General features: G+C 72.0%; 19 protein-coding genes. 14 read left to right on the top strand and 5 right to left on the bottom strand.

The window, feature by feature from the left end:
- Positions 1-8 precede the first annotated feature (8 nt).
- From AB0G10_RS35460 to AB0G10_RS35445, 4 genes are read left to right on the top strand one after another with little or no spacing between them, the layout of a single operon-like run.
- Positions 9-1,361 carry a dipeptidase gene (locus AB0G10_RS35460; RefSeq protein WP_360932072.1) on the top strand — a complete coding sequence of 451 codons (1,353 nt, stop codon included), beginning with the start codon at positions 9-11 and terminating at the stop codon, positions 1,359-1,361.
- Positions 1,362-1,377: 16 nt separating this feature from the next.
- A complete protein-coding gene (locus tag AB0G10_RS35455) occupies positions 1,378-2,832 on the top strand; it encodes an FAD-dependent monooxygenase (protein WP_360932069.1) in 1,455 nt (484 codons plus the stop codon).
- 42 nt (positions 2,833-2,874) lie between these two features.
- A complete protein-coding gene (locus AB0G10_RS35450) occupies positions 2,875-3,123 on the top strand; it encodes a hypothetical protein (RefSeq protein WP_360932067.1) in 249 nt (82 codons plus the stop codon).
- A gap of 9 nt (positions 3,124-3,132) precedes the next feature.
- A complete protein-coding gene (locus AB0G10_RS35445; protein ID WP_360932064.1) occupies positions 3,133-4,710 on the top strand; it encodes an ATP-dependent DNA ligase in 1,578 nt (525 codons plus the stop codon).
- On the opposite strand, the gene AB0G10_RS35440 is transcribed toward AB0G10_RS35445, so the two are convergent.
- Together AB0G10_RS35440 and AB0G10_RS35435 are read right to left on the bottom strand one after the other, a co-directional pair.
- Positions 4,679-5,044 carry a hypothetical protein gene (locus AB0G10_RS35440; protein ID WP_360932061.1) on the bottom strand — a complete coding sequence of 122 codons (366 nt, stop codon included), beginning with the start codon at positions 5,042-5,044 and terminating at the stop codon, positions 4,679-4,681. The genes AB0G10_RS35445 and AB0G10_RS35440 overlap by 32 nt on opposite strands.
- Positions 5,041-5,934: an SURF1 family protein gene (locus tag AB0G10_RS35435; RefSeq protein WP_360932058.1), complete on the bottom strand. Its 894-nt coding sequence runs from the start codon at positions 5,932-5,934 to the stop codon at positions 5,041-5,043. The genes AB0G10_RS35440 and AB0G10_RS35435 overlap by 4 nt, the downstream gene beginning before the upstream one ends.
- A gap of 134 nt (positions 5,935-6,068) precedes the next feature.
- Here AB0G10_RS35435 and AB0G10_RS35430 point away from each other — a divergent pair, with 134 nt between their 5' ends.
- Both AB0G10_RS35430 and AB0G10_RS35425 read left to right on the top strand, forming a co-directional pair.
- Complete coding sequence (locus AB0G10_RS35430) at positions 6,069-8,537, top strand: cobyrinate a,c-diamide synthase (RefSeq protein ID WP_360932055.1); 2,469 nt, start codon at positions 6,069-6,071, stop codon at positions 8,535-8,537.
- A gap of 146 nt (positions 8,538-8,683) precedes the next feature.
- On the top strand, positions 8,684-9,295 hold the full coding sequence (locus tag AB0G10_RS35425; protein WP_360932052.1) for a TIGR03086 family metal-binding protein: 612 nt from the start codon (positions 8,684-8,686) through the stop codon (positions 9,293-9,295).
- A 396-nt stretch (positions 9,296-9,691) separates the two neighbouring features.
- Here AB0G10_RS35425 and AB0G10_RS35420 read toward each other — a convergent pair whose 3' ends face one another.
- Positions 9,692-11,836, bottom strand: a complete 2,145-nt coding sequence (locus AB0G10_RS35420; RefSeq protein ID WP_360932049.1) for a transglycosylase domain-containing protein — start codon at positions 11,834-11,836, stop codon at positions 9,692-9,694.
- An 83-nt stretch (positions 11,837-11,919) separates the two neighbouring features.
- On the opposite strand from AB0G10_RS35420, the gene cobC reads away from it, so the two are divergent.
- Genes cobC through cobA form a run of 3 tightly spaced genes read left to right on the top strand, consistent with a single transcriptional unit; the run spans position 11,920 to position 15,247 of the window.
- Positions 11,920-12,972 carry an Rv2231c family pyridoxal phosphate-dependent protein CobC gene (gene cobC / locus AB0G10_RS35415; RefSeq protein ID WP_360932046.1) on the top strand — a complete coding sequence of 351 codons (1,053 nt, stop codon included), beginning with the start codon at positions 11,920-11,922 and terminating at the stop codon, positions 12,970-12,972.
- 23 nt (positions 12,973-12,995) lie between these two features.
- Entirely contained in the window at positions 12,996-14,045 is a 1,050-nt protein-coding gene (gene cobT, locus AB0G10_RS35410; RefSeq protein WP_360932773.1) for a nicotinate-nucleotide--dimethylbenzimidazole phosphoribosyltransferase, read from the top strand.
- On the top strand, positions 14,042-15,247 hold the full coding sequence (gene cobA / locus AB0G10_RS35405) for a uroporphyrinogen-III C-methyltransferase (RefSeq protein WP_360932043.1): 1,206 nt from the start codon (positions 14,042-14,044) through the stop codon (positions 15,245-15,247). Before cobT ends, cobA begins: the two co-directional genes overlap by 4 nt.
- A gap of 74 nt (positions 15,248-15,321) precedes the next feature.
- Here cobA and AB0G10_RS35400 read toward each other — a convergent pair whose 3' ends face one another.
- On the bottom strand, positions 15,322-16,737 hold the full coding sequence (locus AB0G10_RS35400; RefSeq protein ID WP_360932040.1) for a trehalose-6-phosphate synthase: 1,416 nt from the start codon (positions 16,735-16,737) through the stop codon (positions 15,322-15,324).
- Positions 16,738-16,916: 179 nt separating this feature from the next.
- Here AB0G10_RS35400 and AB0G10_RS35395 point away from each other — a divergent pair, with 179 nt between their 5' ends.
- The 5 genes from AB0G10_RS35395 (at position 16,917) to AB0G10_RS35375 (ending at position 20,911) form a co-directional block, all read left to right on the top strand.
- Positions 16,917-17,360: a hypothetical protein gene (locus tag AB0G10_RS35395; protein WP_360932037.1), complete on the top strand. Its 444-nt coding sequence runs from the start codon at positions 16,917-16,919 to the stop codon at positions 17,358-17,360.
- Positions 17,361-17,463: 103 nt separating this feature from the next.
- On the top strand, positions 17,464-19,140 hold the full coding sequence (gene ettA, locus AB0G10_RS35390; protein WP_360932770.1) for an energy-dependent translational throttle protein EttA: 1,677 nt from the start codon (positions 17,464-17,466) through the stop codon (positions 19,138-19,140).
- On the top strand, positions 19,133-19,543 hold the full coding sequence (locus tag AB0G10_RS35385; RefSeq protein WP_360932034.1) for a thioesterase family protein: 411 nt from the start codon (positions 19,133-19,135) through the stop codon (positions 19,541-19,543). Before ettA ends, AB0G10_RS35385 begins: the two co-directional genes overlap by 8 nt.
- On the top strand, positions 19,540-20,199 hold the full coding sequence (locus tag AB0G10_RS35380) for a hypothetical protein (RefSeq protein WP_360932031.1): 660 nt from the start codon (positions 19,540-19,542) through the stop codon (positions 20,197-20,199). Before AB0G10_RS35385 ends, AB0G10_RS35380 begins: the two co-directional genes overlap by 4 nt.
- A 130-nt stretch (positions 20,200-20,329) precedes the next feature.
- Positions 20,330-20,911, top strand: a complete 582-nt coding sequence (locus AB0G10_RS35375; protein WP_360932028.1) for a YbjN domain-containing protein — start codon at positions 20,330-20,332, stop codon at positions 20,909-20,911.
- Positions 20,912-21,044: 133 nt separating this feature from the next.
- Here the strand turns inward: AB0G10_RS35375 and AB0G10_RS35370 are convergent, their stop codons facing one another.
- Positions 21,045-22,313, bottom strand: a complete 1,269-nt coding sequence (locus AB0G10_RS35370; RefSeq protein ID WP_360932025.1) for a delta-60 repeat domain-containing protein — start codon at positions 22,311-22,313, stop codon at positions 21,045-21,047.
- Positions 22,314-22,328 lie beyond the last annotated feature (15 nt).

Below are 22,328 nucleotides of genomic sequence, written 5' to 3'. Positions count from 1 at the left end.
TCGGCGGCATGAGCCTGAGTGATTCCGATCTGCGCGCCGCGATCCGGCGCGAGTTGCCCGGTGTCCGCGCCGACCTGGAACGGTTGGTGCGGATCCCGGGCATCGCTTTTGAGGGTTTCGACCACTCGCACGTCGAGCGTTCCGCCGAGGCGGTCGCCGAGCTGCTGCGCGGGTGCGGGCTCGACACCGAGATCGTCCGCCACGGCGGGCAGCCGGCCGTGATCGGCCGCAAGGCGGCGCCGGCCGGTGCGCCGACCGTCCTGCTCTACGCGCACCACGACGTCCAGCCGGCCGGTGACCCCGCGCTCTGGGCGAGCGACCCGTTCGAGCCGGTCGAGCGGGACGGCCGGCTGTACGGCCGGGGCGCCGCCGACGACAAGGCCGGGGTGATGGCGCACGTCGCCGCGCTGCGCGCCTTCGGCGACCAGCTCCCGGTCGGCGTGGTCGTCTTCGTCGAGGGCGAGGAGGAGTACGGCTCCGACTCCCTCGACACGATCATCCACGAGCACCTGGAGGAGCTGCGCTCCGACGTGATCGTGATCGCCGACTCCGGCAACTGGGACATCGGGCAGCCCGCGCTGACCACCTCCCTGCGTGGCCTGGTCAACCTGTTCGCCGAGGTCCGGGTGCTGAAGGCCGCCGTGCACAGCGGCATGTTCGGCGGCCCGGTGCCGGACGCGCTGATCACCCTGTCCCGGCTGCTGTCGACGCTGCACGACGAGTCCGGCGAGGTCGCGGTCGAGGGCCTGGCCGGCCGGGAGGGCGCGAGCGTCGACTACCCGGCGGACCGGTTCCGGCACGAGGCCGGGATGCTCGACGGCGTCGAGTTCATCGGCAAGGGCACGATCACCGACCGGATCTGGACCAAGCCGTCGATCTCGGTGCTCGGCATCGACGCGCCGCGGACGCTGGAGGCGGCGAACGCGCTGCAGCCGTCCGCCCGGGCCAAGATCAGCGTGCGGCTGGCGCCGGGCGAGGACCCGAAGTCGGCGTTCGCGGCGATCTCCGAGCACCTGAAGCGGAACGTGCCCTGGGGCGCGTCGCTGACGGTCGAGCTGGAGAGCGACGGCTCGCCCTGCGTCATCGACGCGACCGGGCCGGCGTACGAGGCGGCCCGCGCCGCCTTCCGGGAAGCCTGGGACGGCACCGAGCCGGTCGACATGGGCGTCGGTGGCTCGATCCCGTTCATCGCCACGTTCCAGGAGCTTTTCCCGGACGCGGCGATCCTCGTGACCGGCGTGGAGGACCCGTACTCGAGTGCCCACGGCCCGGACGAGAGCCTGCACCTCGGCGAGTTCGAGCGCGTCTGCGTGGCCGAGGCGCTGCTGCTGAAGAACGTCGCGGAGACCTTGTCGAAGTAGCGGAACGGGGTGGCCGATGGCCGAGTTGTCGTGTGAGGTCCTGGTGGTGGGCGCCGGTCCGACCGGCCTGATGCTCGCCAACTGGCTGACCCGCCTGGGCGTGGACGTGATCGTCACGGACACCAAGGACGGGCCCACCCGGGAATCCCGGGCGCTCGTCGTGCAGGCGCGCAGCCTGGAGATATACGACCAGCTCGGCATCGGCGACCAGGTGCTCGAGGCGGCCCGGCGGGCCGAGGCGTTCGCGCCGGGCTTCGGCCCGCGCGCGTTCGGCCGGGTCCCGCTGGGCCCGCTCGGCGCGAAGGTGACGCCCTACCCGTACATCGAGGTCCTCGAACAGAGCCGGAACGAGGAGATCCTCTACGACAATCTCCGTAAACTCGGCGGCGAGGTGTCCTGGGAGACGCCGGTGACCGCGGTCGTGCAGACCGAGCAGGGCATCGAGGCGAAGGTCGGCAACGACACGGTCCGGGCCCGGTTCTGCGTCGGTTGCGACGGGGCGAACTCGATGGTCCGCAAGGCGCGCCGGATCCCCTTCGACGGGGTGACCAACCCGCACCGGTTCTTCGTGCTGGACGCCGGCGACGTGTCCGGGCTGGTGCCGCGCGCGATCAACGTGCGGCCGAACCGGACCGACTTCCTGGTGGCCTTCCCGATGCGCGGGGAGGGGCACTGGCGGCTGATCGGGGCGGTGCGCGGCGACGACCTCGACGAGGAGGACGCTCGCACGCGACTTCGACGTACATTTGGCATCTCTTATCGAAAATCACGGTGGTTCGCGACATATCGGGTGCACCATCGCATCGCCGCCGCCTTCCGGGATGGTCCGTTCTTCCTGGCGGGAGACGCCGCCCACGTGCATTCCCCGGTCGGCGGCCAGGGCATGAACACCGGTCTCCAGGACGCGCACAACCTCGCCTTCAAACTGGCCGACGTGCTGCGCGGCCGGCGGCGGGACCGCTGGCTCGACAGCTACGAGGCGGAGCGCCGCCCGGTGGCCCGCAAGCTGGTCGCGACGACCGACCGGCTCTTCGGCTTCATCACCTCCAACCGGCTGCCGGCCCGCACCCTGCGCCGCGTCGCCGTCCCGCTGATCGCCCCGATCGGGGTGCGCGTGCTGCCGCGGTCGTCGGCCGGCTCACGGCTGTTCCAGTACGTCTCGCAGACCCGCATCCACTACCGCCTCGCGGGATCCTCCAGCGAGCGGCGCGATCCGGTCGTCGGCCGCCGGCTCCCCTGGACCGGGGACAACTACGCCGTGCTCCGGGCGGCCGAGTGGCAGGTTCACGCGTACGGGGGAGTGCAGGCGGCGGACGTGCCGGACCTCGGGCTGCCGGTGCACGTCTTCCCGGCGGCCCCCGGAACCCCGCTGCGACCTGGCCTCCTCTATCTGATCAGGCCGGACGGGTTCGTGGCGGCGCGGGCCGAGCCGGGTGAGGCGGAGCTGCGTTTCCGGTACGCCCAGACTTAATTCCTCCTGTGGCGGGGCGATCAATCCTGATAGGATTCGAACATGCGTTCGATTGTTGCACCGCCGCTCGATCGCCTCCGGACCCGCGATCGGATCGAGTCGATCGTCCGTCTGCGTGCCGCCGCCCGGGCCCTGGGAGACGTCGACGTCTCCGGCTGGGACGACGACACTCTCCACGACCACCTCGAAGATCTGTCCACGGTGCTGTGCGCCCTCGACGCCGAGCTCAGCCGGGTCGCCGAGTCGGTGCGGGCGCGCGGCCTGAGCGTCACCGAGCCGAGAGCCGCTTGAGCTGCCAGGATGGGTCTCGTGCGATTCCTCGACATCGCTGCCACCTCGGCGGCCGTCAGTTCGACCCCGGGCCGCAAAGCCAAGATCGAGCTGTTGGCCGGCGCGCTGCGCCGCCTCGAGCCCGACGAGATCACGGCCGGGGCGGCGTTCCTCGCCGGTGAGCTGCGCCAGCGGCAGACCGGCGTGGGCTACGCCGCACTGCGCGACCTGCCACCGCCGGCCGCCGAGCCGACGCTGACCGTCGCCGCCGTCGACGCCGCCATCGCCGAGATCTCGGTGGTCGCCGGCGCCGGCTCGCAGGCCCGCCGGCGCGAGCTGATCGGCGCCCTCTTCGGCGCCGCCACCGCCGACGAGCAGCGGCTGCTCGTCGGCCTGTTCGGCGGCGAGCTGCGCCAGGGCGCGCAGGCCGGGCTGCTGGCCGAGGCGGTGGCCGCGGCCGCCGCGGTGCCGGCCGTCGCGGTCCGCCGGGCGCTGCTGCTCTGCGGCGATCTCAAACAGGTCGCGTCCGCCGCGCTGACCGGCGGCGCCGCCGCGCTCGCCGAGATCCACCTGCGGCTCGGCACCCCGCTCAGCCCGATGCTGGCGAGCAGCGCGCCCGACGTGGCCGCGGCCCTGCTCGCCACCGGCGCGCCCGCGGTCGTCGACGTGAAACTCGATGGCATCCGGATCCAGGTGCACCGCTCCGGCGACGAGGTGGCCGTCTTCACCCGCAGCCTCGACGACATCACGGCGCGGCTGCCGGCGGTGGTCGCTGCGGTGCGGGCGCTGCCGGTGCGTGAGGTGGTGCTTGATGGTGAGGCGATGGGGCTGGGCCCGGATGGGCGGCCACTGCCGTTCCAGGAGACGTCGAGCAGGGCCGCGACCAGGGCTTCCACCAGGGCGCCCGCGAAGGCGCCCGCGAAGGCACCCATCGGCGGCAAATCGGATATTTCGCTTATTCCTTACTTCTTCGACCTGCTGCATCTCGACGGCACGGACCTCCTCGACGAGCCGGGCCGGGTCCGCTGGGCCGCGCTCGCCGAGACTCTCCCGCCCTCACTGCTGGTCGGGCGGCGCACCGCCGAGACCGAGGAGGAGGCGGCCGCCGCGTTCGCCGCGGCGCTCGCTGACGGTCAGGAGGGCGTCGTCGTGAAGGCGCCCGAGGCGCCCTACGACGTGGGCCGCCGCGGCGCCGCCTGGGTGAAGGTGAAGCCCCGGCACACCCTCGACCTCGTGGTCCTAGCCGTCGAGTGGGGGCACGGCCGGCGGCGGGGCTGGCTGTCCAACCTGCATCTCGGCGCGCGGGACGCGTCCACCGGCGAGTTCGTGATGCTCGGCAAGACGTTCAAGGGGCTCACCGACGAGCTGCTGCGCTGGCAGACCGAGCGGTTCAAGGAGCTGGCCGTCGGCGACGACGGCTGGGTCGTGCGGGTCCGGCCGGAGCAGGTCGTGGAGATCGCGTTCGACGGGGTGCAGACGTCGCCGCGCTATCCGGGCGGGGTGGCGCTGCGGTTCGCCCGGGTGCTGCGCTACCGCGACGACAAGCCGGCGGCCGAGGCCGACACGATCGAGCAGGTCAGAGCGCTGCGAGACTTCGGACGTAATTGACCTGCTGGTTGATGGTGGCCGCGTCGGACTCCCGGTGGATCGGGACGCGGGCGACGTACTGCCGGGTGCCGCTCATCACGGTCACGTGGATCGTCCCCTGCGGGACGGTCTCCTTGTAGAGCAGGAGCAGCAGGCTCAGTCCGGCGGTGAAACAGATGCCGGCGAACGCGGCGATCTTGGCCCAGCCGGGGGTCTGGCGGCGGCCGTACCAGTGGTCGGTGACCTGCCAGTGCGTGCCGGAGAGCGGGAAATCACCGGCCGGCGTTCGTACCCAAGAGGAAGTGACCTCGATCTCGGCGATCTGGACGATCACCGGGCCTGCGGGGGATGTCACTTCTCGGCCTTCTGCGCGCGTCGCTGATCAGCCGCCTCGACCCGGTCCCGCGGTTTCGCCTTGGCGACTTTCTGGGGTACGTCTTTTTGGGGTACGTCGGAAGCACCCGATTTCTGGCCGTTCCCACCGGACTGCGCGTTGAGCCCGAGTGCCTCACGGCGTGCCTGCCAGCCGAACAGCACGAACGCCATGCCCGCGAAGATCCACCACTGCACCGCGTATCCGCCGTTCTGCCAGGCGTCCTCGTGCGAGATCGGGATCGGGATGAACGCCGGGTCGGCGGCCGGAGTCTGCTCGTTGAGCAGGACGTATGCGCCATAGACCGGGAACGGCAGCTCGGTGGCGAGGCGCGGGACGCTGAGCCGGCGGGTGTCCAGCCGGCCGTCCCGTCGCTCGACCGAGGCAGGTCGGCTTTCCGACAGGTGAATCTGGCCGACGACGGTCACCCGTCCGGTGGGCGCGGCCGGCGCGACCGGAGCCGCGAGAGCGCCGCCCTCACCCGCCGGAACCCAGCCGCGGTCGACCAGGACGGCCGTGCCGTCGTCCAGGATCAGCGGCGTGACGATCTCGAAGCCGACCTCGCCGTCGACGGTGCGGCCCCGGGCCTGGATCTCGTGGGTGGCGTCATAGCGGCCTGTCAGGGTGACCTTTGTCCAGGCCAGCGCCTTCCCCGGCGCGGCGCCGGGAGTGCCCGCGGCGGTCGGGGCGGTGAGCACCGAGGTGATCGGGACGGCCTGGACGGAGTTCGCCGAGTCGATCCGGTCATTGATGGCGGTGCGTTCCTGGTACCGGCGGAGCTGCCAGTTGCCGAGCATCACCATGACGATGGCAGCGACGACGGTCAGCGCGGCCGCGGCGAGCCAGCGGGGCGTCAGCAGGAACCGGTACACCTCCCCGAGGCTACCTGGCGTGACAGTGAAGCCCGCCGCAGCCAGGTAGTCTGCGACATCCGGCAGTCGTTATCACGCGGCCGCCGATAGCGGAATCCTCGGGGGAGACATTGATCACCCAGCCTCGTCTGGTCGTGAGCGCGCCGTCGTCGGGCCACGGCAAGACAGCGATCGCCGTCGGGCTGCTCGCCGCCACCGCGGCGCGTGGCATCCCGGCCGCGGGCTTCAAGGTCGGCCCGGATCACACCGACGCGGCGTACCTCGGTCTCGCCGCCGGCCGCCCCGGCCGCAACCTGGACCCGCGCCTGGTCGGCGCGCAGCGCGTCGCGCCGCTCTTCCTGCACGGCGCCGCCGGCAGCCAGCTCGCCGTCGTCGAGGGCGCCATGGGCCTGTTCGACAGCCTCACCGGCCAGCCCGAGGTGGACGGCACCGCCGCCGTGGCCGCCGCCCTGCGCGCGCCGGTCGTGCTCGTCGTCGACGTCGCCGCGATGGGTCACTCGCTCGCCGCGCTGGTCCACGGGTTCCGCATGTTCGACGAGATGGTGCACCTCAACGGCGTCATCCTGAACCGGGTGGCGTCCGCCCGGCACGAGCAGATGCTGCGCAGCGCCATGGACGACATCGGCATGCCGGTGCTCGGCGCGCTGCACCGCGGTGAGCTGCCGAACGTGCTGCCGGCCCGGGCGCACGGCCTGGTGCCGGTCGCGCACCGCACCGTCGAGGCCGGCCGGGCGGTCCGCCGGCTCGGCGAAGCCGTCGCCACGATGCTCGACATGGACCGGCTCATGGCCCTCGCCGCGTCCGCCCCGCCGCTGCCCGGCCCGCTCTGGACCCCGTCCGAGGCGGTCGGCGGCCCCGACGACTTCGACCAGCGCCCGGTCATCGCGCTCGCCGGCGGGCAGGGCGCCCCCTACACGTACGTCGAGACCGCCGAGCTCCTGGCCGCCGCCGGCGCCGACGTCGCCGTGATCGACCCGCTCCGCGACGAGGCGCTCCCGCCCGGCACGCGCGGCCTGGTGGTCGGCGCGGGCCTGCCGGAGGGATACGCCGAGGAGCTCTCCGCCAACCACCGCCTCAGCGCCGCCGTCGCCCAGTTCGCCCGGGACGGCCGGCCGGTCGTCGCCGAGGGCATCGCCTTCCCGTGGCTGACCCGCGAACTCGACGGCCGCCCGATGTGCGGCGTGCTCGACGCCACCGCGACCACCGGCGAGCAGACCGTCGCCGGCTACCGCGAAGCGACCGCCCCCGGCACCTCGGTCCTGGCCCCGGCCGGCGCCCGCATCACCGGCTACAAGCAACACCGCTCGATCGTCGCCCCGCGCGCCGGCGCGAACCCGGCCTGGACCTGGTCCGGCGGCAACCCGGAAGGCTTCGTCTGGCGCCAGGTGCACGCCTCCCAGCTCGGCCTGCACTGGGCCGCCGCTCCCGAGATCGCCAAGCGGTTGGTGGCGGCGGCGCTCGGTGGCCCGGGTCAGCAGGGCGGAATGTCCTCGCAGGGCGGGCCGGGTGGATCTGGTGGGCCGCCCCAGCAGCCGGGCGGGCCGGGTCAGTCCGGGGGCGCCCAGTCCGGTGGTCCTCAGGCCGGTGGTTCTCAGCCCAATGGGTCGCCGTCCAGGCAGGCGGGGCCGCCACCTTCGATGCCCGCCCCATCGATGCCTGCCCAGTCGATGTCGGGCCCGGTCATCTCCGGTCAGGTTCTGCCGCCCGCCGGAATGCCGCCCTCATCGATGCCGCCTCAGCAGATGCCTGGTCAGTCCATGCCTGGTCAGGGGATGCCACCTCAGGCGATGCCACCTCAGGCGATGCCGCCGCAGCCGATGCCGCCGCAGCCGATGCCGCCGCCTCCGATGCCGCCGCCTCCGATGCCGCCGATGCCCGGTCCCGGCATGCCGCCGCCTCCGATGCCGCCGGGCAGCGGCCCGACCGGCCCGGTACCGATGCCGGAACGCCCGACCGGCCCCCTCCCCATGCCCGAGCGCGCGGGCGGTCCGATGCCGATGCAGGCCAGTCCGGGCCCGGTTCGCCAGCCGAGCGCCGGCCCTCTGATGCCCCATCCGCACTCGGGTCCCGGTATGCCCGGCCCATACTCCGGTCCCGGCAACCCAGGTTCCGGACCTCCGATGCCGACGGGCGCGCCCATGTTCGGTCCCGGATCCGACCTGCCGCCCGGCCCGGGGATGCCTCCGGGCCCCGGTATGCAGTCCGGCCCTGGCATGCAGTCCGGCCCCGGTATGCAGTCCGGCCCTGGCATGCAGTCCGGCCCCGGTATGCAGTCCGGCCCTGGCATGCAGTCCGGCCCTGGCATGCAGTCCGGCCCTGGCATGCAGTCCGGCCCTGGCATGCAGTCCGGCCCTGGCATGCAGTCCGGCCCTGGCATGCCTCCGGGGCCCGGGCCGCAGTCCGGTCCGGGGATGCAATCGGGCCCTGGAATGCAGTCGGGCCCCGGCACGCAGTCGGGTGCGGGGATGCCGTCCGGTCCCGGGATGCCGGGCCCTGGGATGCCGCCGCCGAACCAGGGGCCGGCCATGCCTCCGGGCCGGGGTCAGGAGCCGTCCGCGAACCCGGAGAACCGGCCGACCGCCGACATCCCGATCCACTCCTGAACGGGCTCTGATCGGGAGCGTCCGGTGGCCTTCTGACCAGCCCTCGAAGCCGGAAACCGCCCTGCGTGCGAAAGGCGATCGCCGCGCCGGGAAGTTGTCGTACCCCCCTCGTACCGTGAGGTACACGACAACCGAAGGAGGGCATCGTGGCCGATCGTGTGCCGCTGGATTTCGATCCGCCGGTTCGCCAGATCAGGGCTCTGCTGCTCGGGGTCGACGAGAGAGACCTGACCACGCCGACACCCTGTCCCGGCTGGCCGGTCGCGGCGCTGCTGGATCATCTGATGGGCCTGTCCTACGCGTTCGCGCAGGGCGCCCGCAAGCGGGGTGAGGGCACGCCCGCGGTCGAGCCGTCCGCCGATCACCTGTCGCGGCATTGGCGCAGCCGGCTTCCGGTGCTCCTCGAAGAGCTCGCCACCGCGTGGAAGGACCCGGCCGCCTGGACCGGGACGGCCTCGGTCGGCGGCGTGACGCTGCCCGCCACCGACATGGGCGTCTTCGCGATGATCGAGCTGGTCGTCCACGGCTGGGACCTGTCCCGTTCCACGGGCCAAGACTTCGCAGCCGATCCGCGAGCGCTCGACATGCTCGTCGACTTCCTGTCCCAGGGCCCGGCCGAGGGCACCCCGGGTCTCTTCGGCCCGGTCGTCCCGGTCGCCGCCGATGATGACCCGCTGCTCCAGGTCGTGGGCCTGACCGGCCGCGACCCCGCCTGGCGACCACCCCGCCGCCGGGCCCCGGCCCGCCGGGCGAGCTGAGCCTGCGATCCGGAGGCGCGGGCTCCGTGCCGGTCCGGGGGCGGGCCCGCCGTCCTGAGGGGAGGTGCCAGGCCGAAGGTTCGAGAGGAGGTTGCCAGGCCGAAGGCTCGAGAGGAGGTTGCCAGGCCGCCGGCCGGAAGAGGCGGCGCCAGGCCGCGGGGTGAGATGGGCACCGGCGTGGAAAGGGCTTGGCGGGGAAACGGCCGGCCGCCGCGTCCGGGGACGGGCGGCCGGGCTGGGGCTGGGCGATGGCATCTGCGGCCGGGGCCCGGGCGGCTGGGCGGAGCCTTCGGGGCGGCTTGGTGAGGGCGGCTGCCCGGTGGTGTGCCGGCGGCTTGGGGAGAGCGGCTGCGCGGTGGCTGATGGGTGACCGAGGCTTGGTGACGGCGGGGAGGGCTACCCGACGAGTTTGTCGGTGGGTGGGGTGAATTTCTGCTTGGGCTCGTCCTTGAGGGCGTCTCGCAAGGTCTGGGCGACCGTGAATTTGGACATGGTGCCCCGGCTGGTGCCTACGACGTGTTCGGGGTTGTCGGGGTCGGCTACGAAGGCCGAGGCTGCCAGCTGGGGGGTGTACCCGCTGAACCAGGCGGTCTTGTTGCCGTCCGTGGTGCCGCTCTTGCCGGCCACCGGGCGGGCCAGGATGTTGTGCACCATCTCGGAGGTTCCCCAGCCTCCGCAGCTGCCGCGGGCCGATCCGTAACCGGTGACGCAGCGGGCGGCGTCGGTGGCTGCGCGGGCCACGTTCGCGGTGAGTTCGCGGTGGCAGCGGGGGGCGGCGACGAGTTTGCCGGCGTGCAGGGCGTGGCTGCCGTCCGGCGTGCGGATGGAGAGGACGGGGGAGGGCTGGCAGTACATGCCCTCGGCGGCGAGGGTGGCGAAGACGTTGGCCATCTCGACCGGGGTGGCGTCGCTGACGCCGAGGGTGAAGGCGCCCCAGCCGGAGGCGTGCTCCGGGGTGGCGAGCCGCCGGTCCACCTCGGTGCGCCAGCGCAGGCCGAGACGTTCCGCCATCTTCACCGCCTTCTCCGCGCCGACCCGCTGTTCGAGCTGTACGAAGTAGGTGTTCACCGACTTGCCGAAACCGCTCCACATGGTCTGGTTGCCGGTCATCGACTTGCTGGAGTTCTTCGGGCACCAGTGGGTGCCGCAGGTCGCCGGGCCGGGCGCGGTGATGTACTTCGAATAGAAGCGCTCGGGCGAGTAGAACGAGGTGCGCAGCGGCAGCCCGGCCTCCAGCGCGGCCAGCATCGTGAAGATCTTGAAGGTGGAGCCGGCCTGGTAGCCGGCCATGTTGCCGCCGCCGAGCAGGGGGTTCACGGTGTTCGGGTAGTTGCCCCGGGTGCCGCGCTCGGTCCGCCGGTCGCTGTGCCGGCCGTTGTCCTTCTGGTCGAGCGAGTACCGCCGGTTCACGGCCATGGCGACGACCCGTCCGGTGCCGGGCTGGATCACGACCTCCCCGTGGGCGAAGGGGCTGCTGCGCTTCTCCTTGTCGAGGACGTGCTCCATGGCGTACCCCTGAATCTCGGGGTCGATCGAGGTGACGATGCGATATCCGCCGCGGCGCAGATTCTCCTCACGCTCCTGCGGGTTGCGCCCGAAGGCCGGCTGCTCACGCCACCAGCTCTTGAAGTAGTCGCAGAAGAAACCCCAGTCGTTGTGCTTGCGCGCGACCGAGACGCAGTCGTTCGGCGGGGTCGTCAGCTTCAGCTTGATCCTGGCTCGGCGGGCGGCGGCGGCCTGCTCCGGGGTGATCGTGCCCATCTTGAGCATCTGGTCGATCACGTAGTTGCGCCGCTGCTTCGCGGCCCGCTGGTCCTTGGTCGCCGGGTCGTACGCGGACGGCGCCTTGACCAGGCCGGCGAGCAGCGCCGCCTCGGTGAGGGTGAGGTCCTTCGGCGGCTTCGAGAAGAACACCTGCGAGGCCGCGTAGATCCCGTACGCGCGGTGGCCGAAGTACGCGGCGTTGAGGTAGCGCTCCAGGATCTCGCCCTTGCTGAGCCGCTGCTCGACCTCGATCGCCATCCGCATCTCGCGGAGTTTGCGGGCGGCGGTCTGCTCGGTGGCCTCGAGCGCCTCCTTCGGTGTGCGGGCGCTGTCCCGCAGGGCCATCCGGACGTACTGCATGGTGAGCGTCGACGCGCCCTGGGAGACGCCGCCGGCCTTCTGGTTCGCCACGAACGCGCGGGCCACGCCCTTGGCGTCGACCCCGTTGTGCTCGTAGAAACGGGAGTCCTCGGACGCCACGATCGCCTTGGTGATGTACGGCGACATCTGCTTGAGCGCTGTCGGCTTCCGGTGCTCCTCGTAGAACATGGTGAGCAGCGTCTTGCCGTCGTTGGCGTAGACGTAGGTGGTCTGGGCGGGCGGCACCTCGGTGAGCTCCTCCGGCATGGCTTGGAGCGCCTCGGTGCCGGCCTTGACCCCCATCCCGGCGAGCGCCGTCAGGGGATAGGAGAGGCCGGCGATGACCAGGCCCGAGATGAGCCCGGCCCGGATCAGGAGGGCGACTCTTCCGGCTACGGTGAGGCGTCGGCTCGTCACCCCCTGACGGTAAGACAAAAGGGTTCATGTTCCCCCGGAACGGCAGAAAACGGCGGAGTATCACCGTCCGGCATGCTGTGGGCATGACGTTCGACCTTGATCATCACGGCGACGCCGAGGTGGGTGCCGGCCTGATCGATCTCGCGGTCAACGTGCGGCGCCAGCCCCGGCCGGCCTGGCTCGCCGAGCCCCTCGCCGCGGCGCTCGACGACCTGGAGAGCTACCCGGACGCCACGGCCGCCACCGACGCGGTCGCGGCCCGGCACCGGCGGGACCCGGCCGAGGTGCTGCTCACGGCAGGTGCGGCCCAGGCGTTCGTGCTGCTCGCCCAGGCGCTGCGGGGCGTACACCGCCCGGTCGTGGTGCACCCGCAGTTCACCGAGCCGGAGGCGGCGCTGGTGAACGCCGGGCACGAGGTCGACCGGGTGCTGCTGCGCGAGGAGGACGGCTTCCGGCTCGACCCGGCGCTGGTCCCGGAGGACGCCGGCCTGGTCTTCGTCGGCAACCCCACGAACCCGACCTCGGTGCTGCACCCGGCCGTCGACGTGGCGAAGCTGGCCCGGCCCGGCCGGATCCTGGTCGTCGACGAGGCGTTCGCGGACACCACCCACCGGGCCGGCGTCGGCCACGAGCCGGAGTCGCTCGCCGGGCGCGGGGATCTGCCCGGCCTCGTGGTGCTGCGCAGCCTCACCAAGACCTGGGGGCTGGCCGGGCTGCGGATCGGATACCTGCTCGGGCCGGCCGATCTCGTCCGCCGGCTGGCGAAGGCCCAGCCGCTCTGGGCGGTCTCCACCCCGGCGCTCGCGGCGGCCGAGGCGTGCGCGTCGCCGGTCGCGGTCGCGGCCGAGCGGGAGATCGCGGCGGCCATGGCGGAGGAGCGTGCCCACCTGGTGGACCGCCTGCGGGACGTGCCGAGCGTCACGATCGCGGGCGAGCCGGCCAGCGCATTCGTGGCCATCCGTCTGGAAGAAGCCCATCGGGTACGTCTTGAGCTGCGCGAACGCGGTTATGCGGTGCGTCGCGGCGACACCTTCCCGGGCCTGGGCCCGGACTGGCTCAGGATTGCGGTGCGCGACACTGCCACCACAGACGGATTCGTGCAGACTTTGACGGACGTGATCGAGGAGCATTCGTGACGCTGGAGAGCCCGCTGGAAAGCCTGCTGGAGACCACCCTGGCCGCCATCCGGCCCGCCGACGAGCAGGCCATGGCCGCCGCCCGCGACCTGCAGGCCCGGCTCACCAAGCCGGCCGGCTCGCTCGGCGCGCTGGAGGAGCTCTCGGTCCGGCTCGCCGGTCTCGCCGGGGTCTGCCCGCCGCCGATGCCGTCGCCCGCCACGGTCGCGGTCTTCGCCGGCGATCACGGCGTGCACGCGCAGGGCGTCACTCCCTGGCCGCAGGAGGTCACCGCGCAGATGGTGGCGAACTTCGTGGCCGGCGGCGCGGTCGTCAACGCGTTCGCCCGGCAGGCCGGCGCCGACGTCATGGTGGTCGACGCCGGGGTCGCGATCCCGCTGCACGGCGGCCCGAACCTGCTCGACGCGAACATCCGGCGCGGCACCCGGGACATGACCGTCGAGCCGGCGCTGACCCGCGAGGAGGCGCTGGCCGCCGTCGAGCTCGGCGTCGCGGTCGCCGGCCAGCTGGTCGCCTCCGGGGCGAAGTGCCTGCTCACCGGCGACATGGGCATCGCCAACACGACTCCCGCGGCGGCGCTCGTCGCGGTCTTCACCGGTACCGGATCGGCCGGGGTGACCGGCCGCGGCACCGGCATCGACGACGCCACGCTCGCGCACAAGGCCGGGGTCGTGGCCGCGGCGCTGGCCCGGCACACCCCCGACCCGGCCGACCCGCTCGGCGTGCTCGCCGCGGTCGGCGGCCTCGAGCACGCGGCGCTGACCGGGTTCATCCTCGGCGCGGCCGCGCACCGGGTGCCGGTGATCGTGGACGGCGTGATCGCCGCCTCGGCCGCCCTCGCCGCCGCCGCGTTCGCGCCGGACGCCGTGGCCGCCATGGTCGCCGGGCACCGGTCGGTCGAGCCGGGCGCCACCGTGGCGCTCGCCCACCTGGGCCTCGAGCCCCTGCTCGACCTGGGCATGCGCCTGGGTGAGGGCAGCGGCGCGGTGCTGGCCCTCCCGGTCGTGTCGGCAGCGGTGCGGGTGCTGCACGAGGTGGCGACGTTCGACAGTGCGGGAGTGTCCGAGAAATGAACCTTTATCCGATGGCTCTGCGGCTGGAGGGCCGCCGCGTGCTGGTGGTCGGCGGCGGCTCGGTGGCCACCCGCCGGGTGCCCGCCCTGATCGCCGCGGGCGCGGTGCTCGAGATCGTGTCGCCCGAGCTCACCCCCGCCCTGCTGGCGCACGTCGACGCGGGCCGGGCGGTGTGGACGCCGCGTCGCTTCGCGCCGGCGGACGTCGAGGGGGCATGGCTGGTCCATGTCGCGGTCGACGACCCCTCCGCTGCCGCCGAGGTGAGTGCGGCGGCGGAGGCTTCCAGGATCTTCTGTGTACGGGCGGACGACCGGGACGCGGCCACGGCGTGGACCCCGGCCGTCACCCGGCACGGCCAGGTGACCGTCGCGGTGACCGACGGTGGCGACCGCCGCCGGGCCATGGCGGTCCGTGACCTGGTCGCACACGCCCTGGAGGCGACGCCCCCGGCCGCGCCGGAGCTCAAGGGCGTGGCCCTGGTCGGCGGCGGCCCCGGCGACCCCGAGCTGATCACGGTGAAGGGCCGCCGGCTGCTCGCCGCGGCCGACGTCGTGGTGGCCGACCGGCTCGTGCCCGGCGTGCTGCTGGGCGAGCTGCGCCCGGAGGTCGAGCTGATCGACGCCGCCAAGATCCCGTACGGGCCGTCGGCGGCGCAGGAGGAGATCAACCGGATCCTGGTGGACCGGGCCCGGCAGGGGAAGTTCGTGGTCCGGCTCAAGGGCGGCGACAACTTCGTCTTCGGCCGCGGCGGCGAGGAGGCGCTCGCCTGCGCCGAGGCCGGCGTGCCGGTCGTCGTGGTCCCGGGCGTGACCAGCTCGATCGCGGCGCCCGCGCTGGCCGGCATCCCGGTCACCCACCGCGGGGTGGCGCACGAGTTCACCGTGGTCTCCGGGCACATCCCGCCGGACCACGCGGACTCGCTCGTCGACTGGCCGGCGCTGGCCCGGCTCAAGGGCACGCTCGTGGTGCTGATGGGCCTGAAGAACCTGCCGGAGATCGCCCGGCGGCTGATCGCCGAGGGCCGCTCCGCCGAGACGCCGGTCGCCGTGGTGCAGGAGGGCTCGACCGCGCACCAGCGTTCGCTGCGCAGCACGCTCGGCGCCGTGACCGAGGACGTGAAGCAGGCCGGCATCCGTCCCCCGGCCGTGGTCGTCGTCGGCGAGGTCGTCCGGGTCGGGGACGAGTTCCTGCCGGTCGGCTGATCCGCACGGTTCGGTCACCCGTACACGGAGAAGGCGCCGGGCCGAAACGGCCCGGCGCCGAAAAGCGGGGTTGGTCAGGCGTCGTCGTCCTGAGGCGCGGGCTCACCCACGCCGAGCTCGTCCAGGAAGGTCTTCGCCCAGCGGGCCACATCATGGGTCCGCAGGTGGCGCTGCATCACACGCATCCGGCGCTTGAGCTCCGAGGGCTCGGCGGAGATGGCACGCAGCAGCGCGTCCTTCACCCCGTCCGGGTCGTGCGGGTTGCAGAGGAACGCCTGGCGCAGCTCGGTCGCCGCACCGGCGAACTCGCTGAGGACCAGGGCGCCGCCGGTGTCGCCGCGGCAGGCGATGTATTCCTTGGCGACCAGGTTCATGCCGTCGCGCAGCGGGGTCACCATCATGACGTCGGCGGCCGCGTACATGGCCGCCAGCTCCTGCTTGCCGACCGACTGGTGCAGGTAGTGCACGGCCGGGGTGCCGACCTTGCCGAACTCGCCGTTGATCCGGCCGACCTCGCGCTCGACCTTCACCCGCAGGGTCTGGTAGTGCTCGACCCGCTCCCGGCTCGGGGTGGCCACCTGGATCATCACCGCGTCGCCGACGTCGAGCTTGCCGTCGGCGAGGAGCTCGCGGAACGCCTTGAGGCGCAGCTCGATGCCCTTGGTGTAGTCCAGCCGGTCGACGCCGAGGATGACCGTCTTCGGGTCGCCCAGCTCGGCGCGGATCTGCTTGGCCCGGGCCTGCACCTCGGGGGTGGCGGCGAGCCGCTCCATCTCCTTGGTGTCGATGCTGATCGGGAACGCGCCGGCCTTGACGCTGCGCCCGTCCACCTTGATGGACTGGCCTTCGTAGCGGAGGCCGAGCAGGTGCCGGGCGAGGCGCACGAAGTTCTGCGCGGCGAGACGCTGCTGGAAGCCGACCAGGTCGGCGCCGAGCAGGCCGCGCAGGATCTCCGCGCGGAACGGCATCTGCATGAACAGCTCGATCGGCGGGAACGGGATGTGCAGGAAGAACCCGATCCGCAGGTCGGGGCGCATCTCCCGGAGCATGGACGGCACCAGCTGGAGCTGGTAGTCCTGCACCCAGACGGTCGCGCCCTCGGCGGCCACCTCGGCGGCGGCCTGGGCGAACCGGTGGTTGACGACCCGGTAGGTCTCGCGCCAGCGACGCTTGTAGACCGGGGTCTCGACCGCGTCGTGGTAGAGCGGCCAGATCGTGGCGTTCGACTGGCCTTCGTAGTACCGCTCCAGCTCCTCGGCGCTGAGGGGGACCGGGTGGATGTTGATGCCCTCGAGTTCGAACGGCTCGGGTGCTTCGCCTGAGCCGCCGGCCCATCCGATCCACGTGCCGCGGTGCTCGGTGAGCACCGGGTGCAGCGCCGTGACGAGCCCGCCGGGGCTCGGGCGCCACTGTTTGTCACCTTCCGGCGTGGTGACCTCGTCCACTGGCAAACGGTTGGCGACGACGACGAAGGAACTTCGTTCGGCCACGCTGAGTACACCTCCGAGTGGTTTCTGTTCCCTGGACGAGCCTACTGTGCGTAAGCTGCCCGGGTTCATCGCCTCCGATGGACCGGTTGGAACCGGGGTGCCATCCTGAGCCGGTGACCCCCCTCGATGATCATTCCCAGCAACGGCGGCCGTTGTTCTTTCCTGTGGTGATTGCCACGGTGTTGCTGACGATCATCGGGATGATCGGTGGTTTCCTCCTGGGAGAGGAACGAAACCGGTCCGTTTCCGCACCTGAGCCCACACCCACCCGGAATCTGGTCGACGGACCCCTCTGCCCGGAGCAGACCCAGAAGGCCGGGTCGCTCTACGGCGCGTCCGGCCAGCTGGTCGAGGTGCTGCGGGTGCGGACGGCCCGCAAGACCGTGATCTGGATCTGCCAGGACCGGGCGGGACAGCTCTACTATCACGCCAACAAGGGCGGCACCGACGCCGAATGGGTCGAGAACAAGACCGCGCTCTTCCTGGCCGGGGTCTGGCAGGACGGCAACGGCGCCTACGTGGCGACGGCCGTCGACGGCGCCGTCTTCTCGGTCGACCGCCAGCGGCTGCGGATCACCCATGCGGACGGCCGCGAGGAGATCCAGAAGGTGGTCGGGGAGTAAACCTGCCGGGGTTGTCGTTCGTAGTCGCGGGGGTACCTGGAAAGATTGTCCCTCGGTTCTCTTCCGGCCCTGACAATTCACGATCTTGGAGGTAGGGCACACCGTGGCCCAATACATCTACGTCCTGGAAAAGGCGCGCAAGGCGCACGGCGACAAGGTCGTGCTCGACAACGTGACGCTGAGCTTCCTGCCGGGCGCCAAGATCGGTGTGGTCGGCCCGAACGGCGCCGGTAAGTCCAGCCTGCTGAAGATCATGGCGGGGCTCGACAAGACGAGCAACGGCGAGGCCCGGCTCATGCCCGGCTACACCGTCGGCATGCTCGCGCAGGAGCCGCCGCTGAACGACGAGAAGACCGTCCTCGGCAACATCGAGGAGGCGGTCGCCGACACCAAGGCCAAGCTGGACCGGTTCAACTCGATCGCCGAGCAGATGGCCACCGACTACTCCGACGAGCTGATGGAGGAGATGGGCAGGCTCCAGGAGGAGCTCGACCACGCCGACGCGTGGGACATCGACTCGAAGCTCGAACTCGCCATGGACGCGCTGCGCTGCCCGCCGCCGGACGCCGACGTCACCCAGCTCTCCGGTGGTGAGCGCCGCCGGGTCGCGCTCTGCAAGCTGCTGCTCGAGGCGCCCGACCTGCTGCTGCTCGACGAGCCCACCAACCACCTGGACGCGGAGAGCGTGCACTGGCTGGAGCAGCACCTCGCCAAGTACGCCGGCACCGTCCTGGCGATCACCCACGACCGGTACTTCCTGGACAACGTGGCCGGCTGGATCCTCGAGCTGGACCGCGGCCGGGCCATCGGGTACGAGGGCAACTACTCCACCTACCTGGAGAAGAAGGCGGCCCGTCTCTCGGTCGAGGGGCGCAAGGACGCCAAGATGAAGAAGCGCCTCTCCGAGGAGCTCGAGTGGGTCCGGTCGAACGCCAAGGCGCGCCAGACCAAGAGCAAGTCGCGTCTCGAGCGCTACGAGGAGATGGCAGCCGAGGCGGAGAAGACCCGGAAGCTGGACTTCGAGGAGATCCAGATCCCGCCGGGCCCGCGTCTGGGCAACACCGTCATCGAGGTCAACGACCTGGTCAAGGGCTTCGACGGCCGTACCCTTATCGACCACCTGTCGTTCTCGCTGCCGCGGAACGGCATCGTCGGCATCATCGGCCCGAACGGCGTCGGCAAGACCACGCTGTTCAAGACCATCGTCGGGCTGGAGAAGGCGGACGAGGGCTCGGTCCGGATCGGCGAGACGGTCAAGCTGTCGTACGTGGACCAGAGCCGGGCCGGCCTCGACCCCGCCAAGACGGTCTGGGAGGTCGTCTCCGACGGGCTCGACCACATGATGGTCGGCAAGGTCGAGATGCCGTCCCGGGCGTACGTCGCGGCGTTCGGCTTCAAGGGCCCGGACCAGCAGAAGCCGACCAAGGTGCTCTCCGGCGGCGAGCGCAACCGGCTCAACCTCGCGATGACGCTGAAGATCGGCGGCAACGTGATCCTGCTCGACGAGCCGACGAACGACCTGGACGTCGAGACGCTCTCCAGCCTGGAGAACGCGCTGCTCGAGTTCCCCGGCTGCGCCGTCGTGATCTCCCACGACCGGATGTTCCTCGACCGGGTCGCCACCCACATGCTCGCGTGGGAGGGCACCGAGGAGGACCCGGACAAGTGGTTCTGGTTCGAGGGCAACTTCGAGGCGTACGAGAAGAACAAGATCGACCGCCTCGGCGCCGAGGCGGCCCGGCCGCACCGGGTGACGTACCGCAAGCTCACCCGTGACTGATCGGTTCGTCTACGACGTGCCCGTGCGCTGGTCCGACATGGACGCGTACGGGCACGTCAACAACGCGCGCTTCCTCACCCTCTACGAGGAGGCCCGGGTCGCGATGTTCTTCGTCGGGGCCCGCGCGCACGGGCTCGGCTCCTTCGAGGAGGGCATCGTGATCGCCCGGCACGAGATCGACTATCTGCGGCCGGTGGACTTCGGCGACCCGGTCCGGATCGAGATGTGGGTCTCCGAGCTGAAGGCCGCCTCGTTCACGGTGGACTACGAGCTCTTCGACGACGGGGTGCTGGCGTCGAAGGCGCGCTCGGTCTGCGTGCCGTACAACCTCGCTGAGGGGCGGCCCCGCCGCATCTCCCCCGAGGAGAAGGACTTCCTCACCCCCTACTGGAGCCGGTCATGAGTGGGCACGGCCTGCTCGGGGTCCCCGACGCAGGCGCGTTCCTGGCCCGGCTCACCCGGCTCGACCCGGCCGCGCCGGTCCGGCTGCGCTCCTCGGCCGGCCGGACCGCCCTCTGGGCCCGGCTGCCCTGGGAAGTGCTGGTCACCCGCGAGGTGGCGGGCACCGGGCCGGGCGACGCCACGGTCTCCGCGTCCGAGCTGCTCGCGGTCCTGGCGGCCGGCGGCCAGCAGCTGCCCGAACGGCGTGACGTGCTGTGGCGGTGGCCGTTGCCGCCGCCCGCCTCCCGCGCCGTCGAGGCGATCTCCGGGACCGAATTGGATCAGCTGGCGAACGCCGCGGCCGTGACCCTGCGGGAGATCTCCGCGGGCGGGATGGCCGGCCGCTCGGTCGGTCAGCGCGCGGTCCGGGACGCGTTGCTCGATCACGTCGCGCTCGTCGTGACGCCCGAGGAGGGCGCCCCGGTCGAGGTCTCCCAGCGCCTCGTCCAGGCCGTCGCGCGGATGGGTTTCCTCGGTCCGCGATCGGCCGGGCCGACCGAGGCGCGAGTCCGGGTGGCGGGCTCCTGGGTGGGAATTTCTGCACCATATGGAGTAGCGTGGCGACAGAGCGTGCATAAATTGACCGTTACTCCGATGTCAACTCACCCGTTAGGGTGACGCCACATCGTTCTTATGGACCCGCCCTCCCGTTGGGGGGATGACCTTCAGGAACTGTACGGGTACCGTCGGCCCTCGGATCCATCACAACGTCCGGCGGTGGGTCTGTTGGGGAGTGGGGGTGCACACGATGCCGTGGTGGTCTTGGCGTCCGGGATCGGCGTCGAACGAGCCGGATTCCGGTGGCGAAGTGGCGGTGCAGGACAACGTCCGCGTCGGAGTGCCGGCCCAGCGCGAGCCGTCCCGTAGCGGCGTTCCGTCCGAACTGTCCGCGGCCGGGTCCTCTTCCGACCAGGTCGCGCCGGTCTCGCTCACGCGGATCGGCAAGGCGCTCGACATGCTCGACATCCGGTTCCTCGCCGACGGCGGCGGGAGTCTGCTCGCCATGTGGGAGCGGCACGCCGTGCTGTTCACCCTGGAGGGTCCGGACGACGAGATCCTGGTGATGCGGGCCCGCCCGCACGCGACGGTCCCGCCGGACTGGGCCGACCGGGCATACCGGGTGGTCAACGAGTGGAACCACACCCGGCGGTTCTGCAAGGCCTACGTCGGCGACCCCACCGAGCGGGGCCAGCTGCCGATATACGCGGAGTTGCAGGTGCCGCTGGCGGCCGGCGCTCACGACACCCTGCTCGTGGAGATGCTGGACTGTGGTGCAGCAGTAGCCACCTCCTTCGTGGACTGGCTCCACGACGAGGGTGCTCTACTTTAGGCTTCGCTTCGCTCCGCGGCGATTCGCCTTTTAACCGCTGAGATGAGACCCGGTTTTCCGCCACCCGCAAACCCCGCGGGCGTCGGAAAACCGCGCCCCATCTCACCGGCGGCGAATCGCGGGTGCTGGACTATCAACTCAACGGGAACATGCCTACCCGGCCGTGGTACTCGCGGCCCAGCTGGTCGGTATCGGAGCCTACGAAGAGGCCCTGGGCGGTCACCAGGAACGCGCGGACACCCACACCCCGGGACCGGGTCGGGTTCCACGGCAGCGCCTTGCCGGTGTTCGGGCTGACCGCGCCGATGCCGGGCCGGGACACCGCGCCCGGGCCGGGGCCGTTGCCGTCGGTGCCGTACGGGTTGTCGAACCAGCGCTGGTGCCCGCCGAGGTAGACGGCCGGGCCGGTGATCGCGACCGCGTAGAGCGAGTCGCCGCCGGTCCGCTGCACCCAGGTCGGGTTGTGCCGGCCGGCGCCACCGGTCTCGAACCGGGCCGCCGAGTCGCACAGCTTCTGCGCCGACGACGCCCGGCCGGTCGCCGCGACCACGGCGTACGAGCCGTCCGGGGAGAACTTGACCTGCCGCAGGTAGGTGTCGAAGCCCTTCATGCACGGCGGCTTGTAGGCGTCGGTGTACCAGCTGGACAGCATCGCCGACGGGCCGCCGACGTCGAAGAGCGCGATCTGCGTACGGTCGTAGCCGCCGGACTTGAGGAACGCGCCCACGGCGATCAGCTTCCGGCCGTCGGGGGAGACGTCGAAGTGCTCCACCCGGGTCCGCTTCAGGCCGGGGCCGGAGAGCCGGGCGTCGAAGCCCTGGTCGACCGCGCCGGTCGAGGCGTTCAGCCGGGCCAGGCCGACCCGGCCCACCCCGTTCACGGCGGAGAACGTGCCGGCCGCGTAGAGCTGGTTGCCGCGGGACGCGAGGGCGCGCACGTCACCCCAGTTGATCCGGGCGCCGAAGGAGCCGACCCGCGCGCCGTCGCGCAGCGAGACCCGGGCCAGGCCGCGCTGGCCCGTGCCGTTCACCGACTTGAACCCACCGCCGAGGTAGACGGTGTAGTCGGCGCCGGCGGCCAGCGAGTAGATCGCCCCGTCCACCTGCGGCGCGAAGCTGCGGATCTCGCCGTCGTACAGGCCGAAGGCGAAGATGTTCTTGCGGTTCAGGGTGACCCGGCGCCGGGCGTCGGCCACCTTCGTGAACGCGCCGCCGACCACCACCGTGTCGCCGACGAGCGCCAGCGACCACACCGTGCCGTCCAGGACGTGGGGTGTCCAGTCCACCGGGTTGGCGGAGACGACGGCCGGGTGGGCGCGGTCCGCCGCGGCCGGGGCGGCCGCGGCCACCACGGGCACGGCGACGGCTGCCGCGGCGGCGGCAGCGAGCAGGCGACGGCGCATGGAGATGCTCCTGTG

Origin of the sequence: Actinoplanes sp. NPDC023714 (assembly GCF_040639855.1) — a bacterium.
Taxonomy (GTDB): domain Bacteria; phylum Actinomycetota; class Actinomycetes; order Mycobacteriales; family Micromonosporaceae; genus Actinoplanes.
The sequence above is the reverse complement of the archived record's forward strand: the minus strand, read 5'-3'. Positions and strand labels throughout refer to the sequence as shown.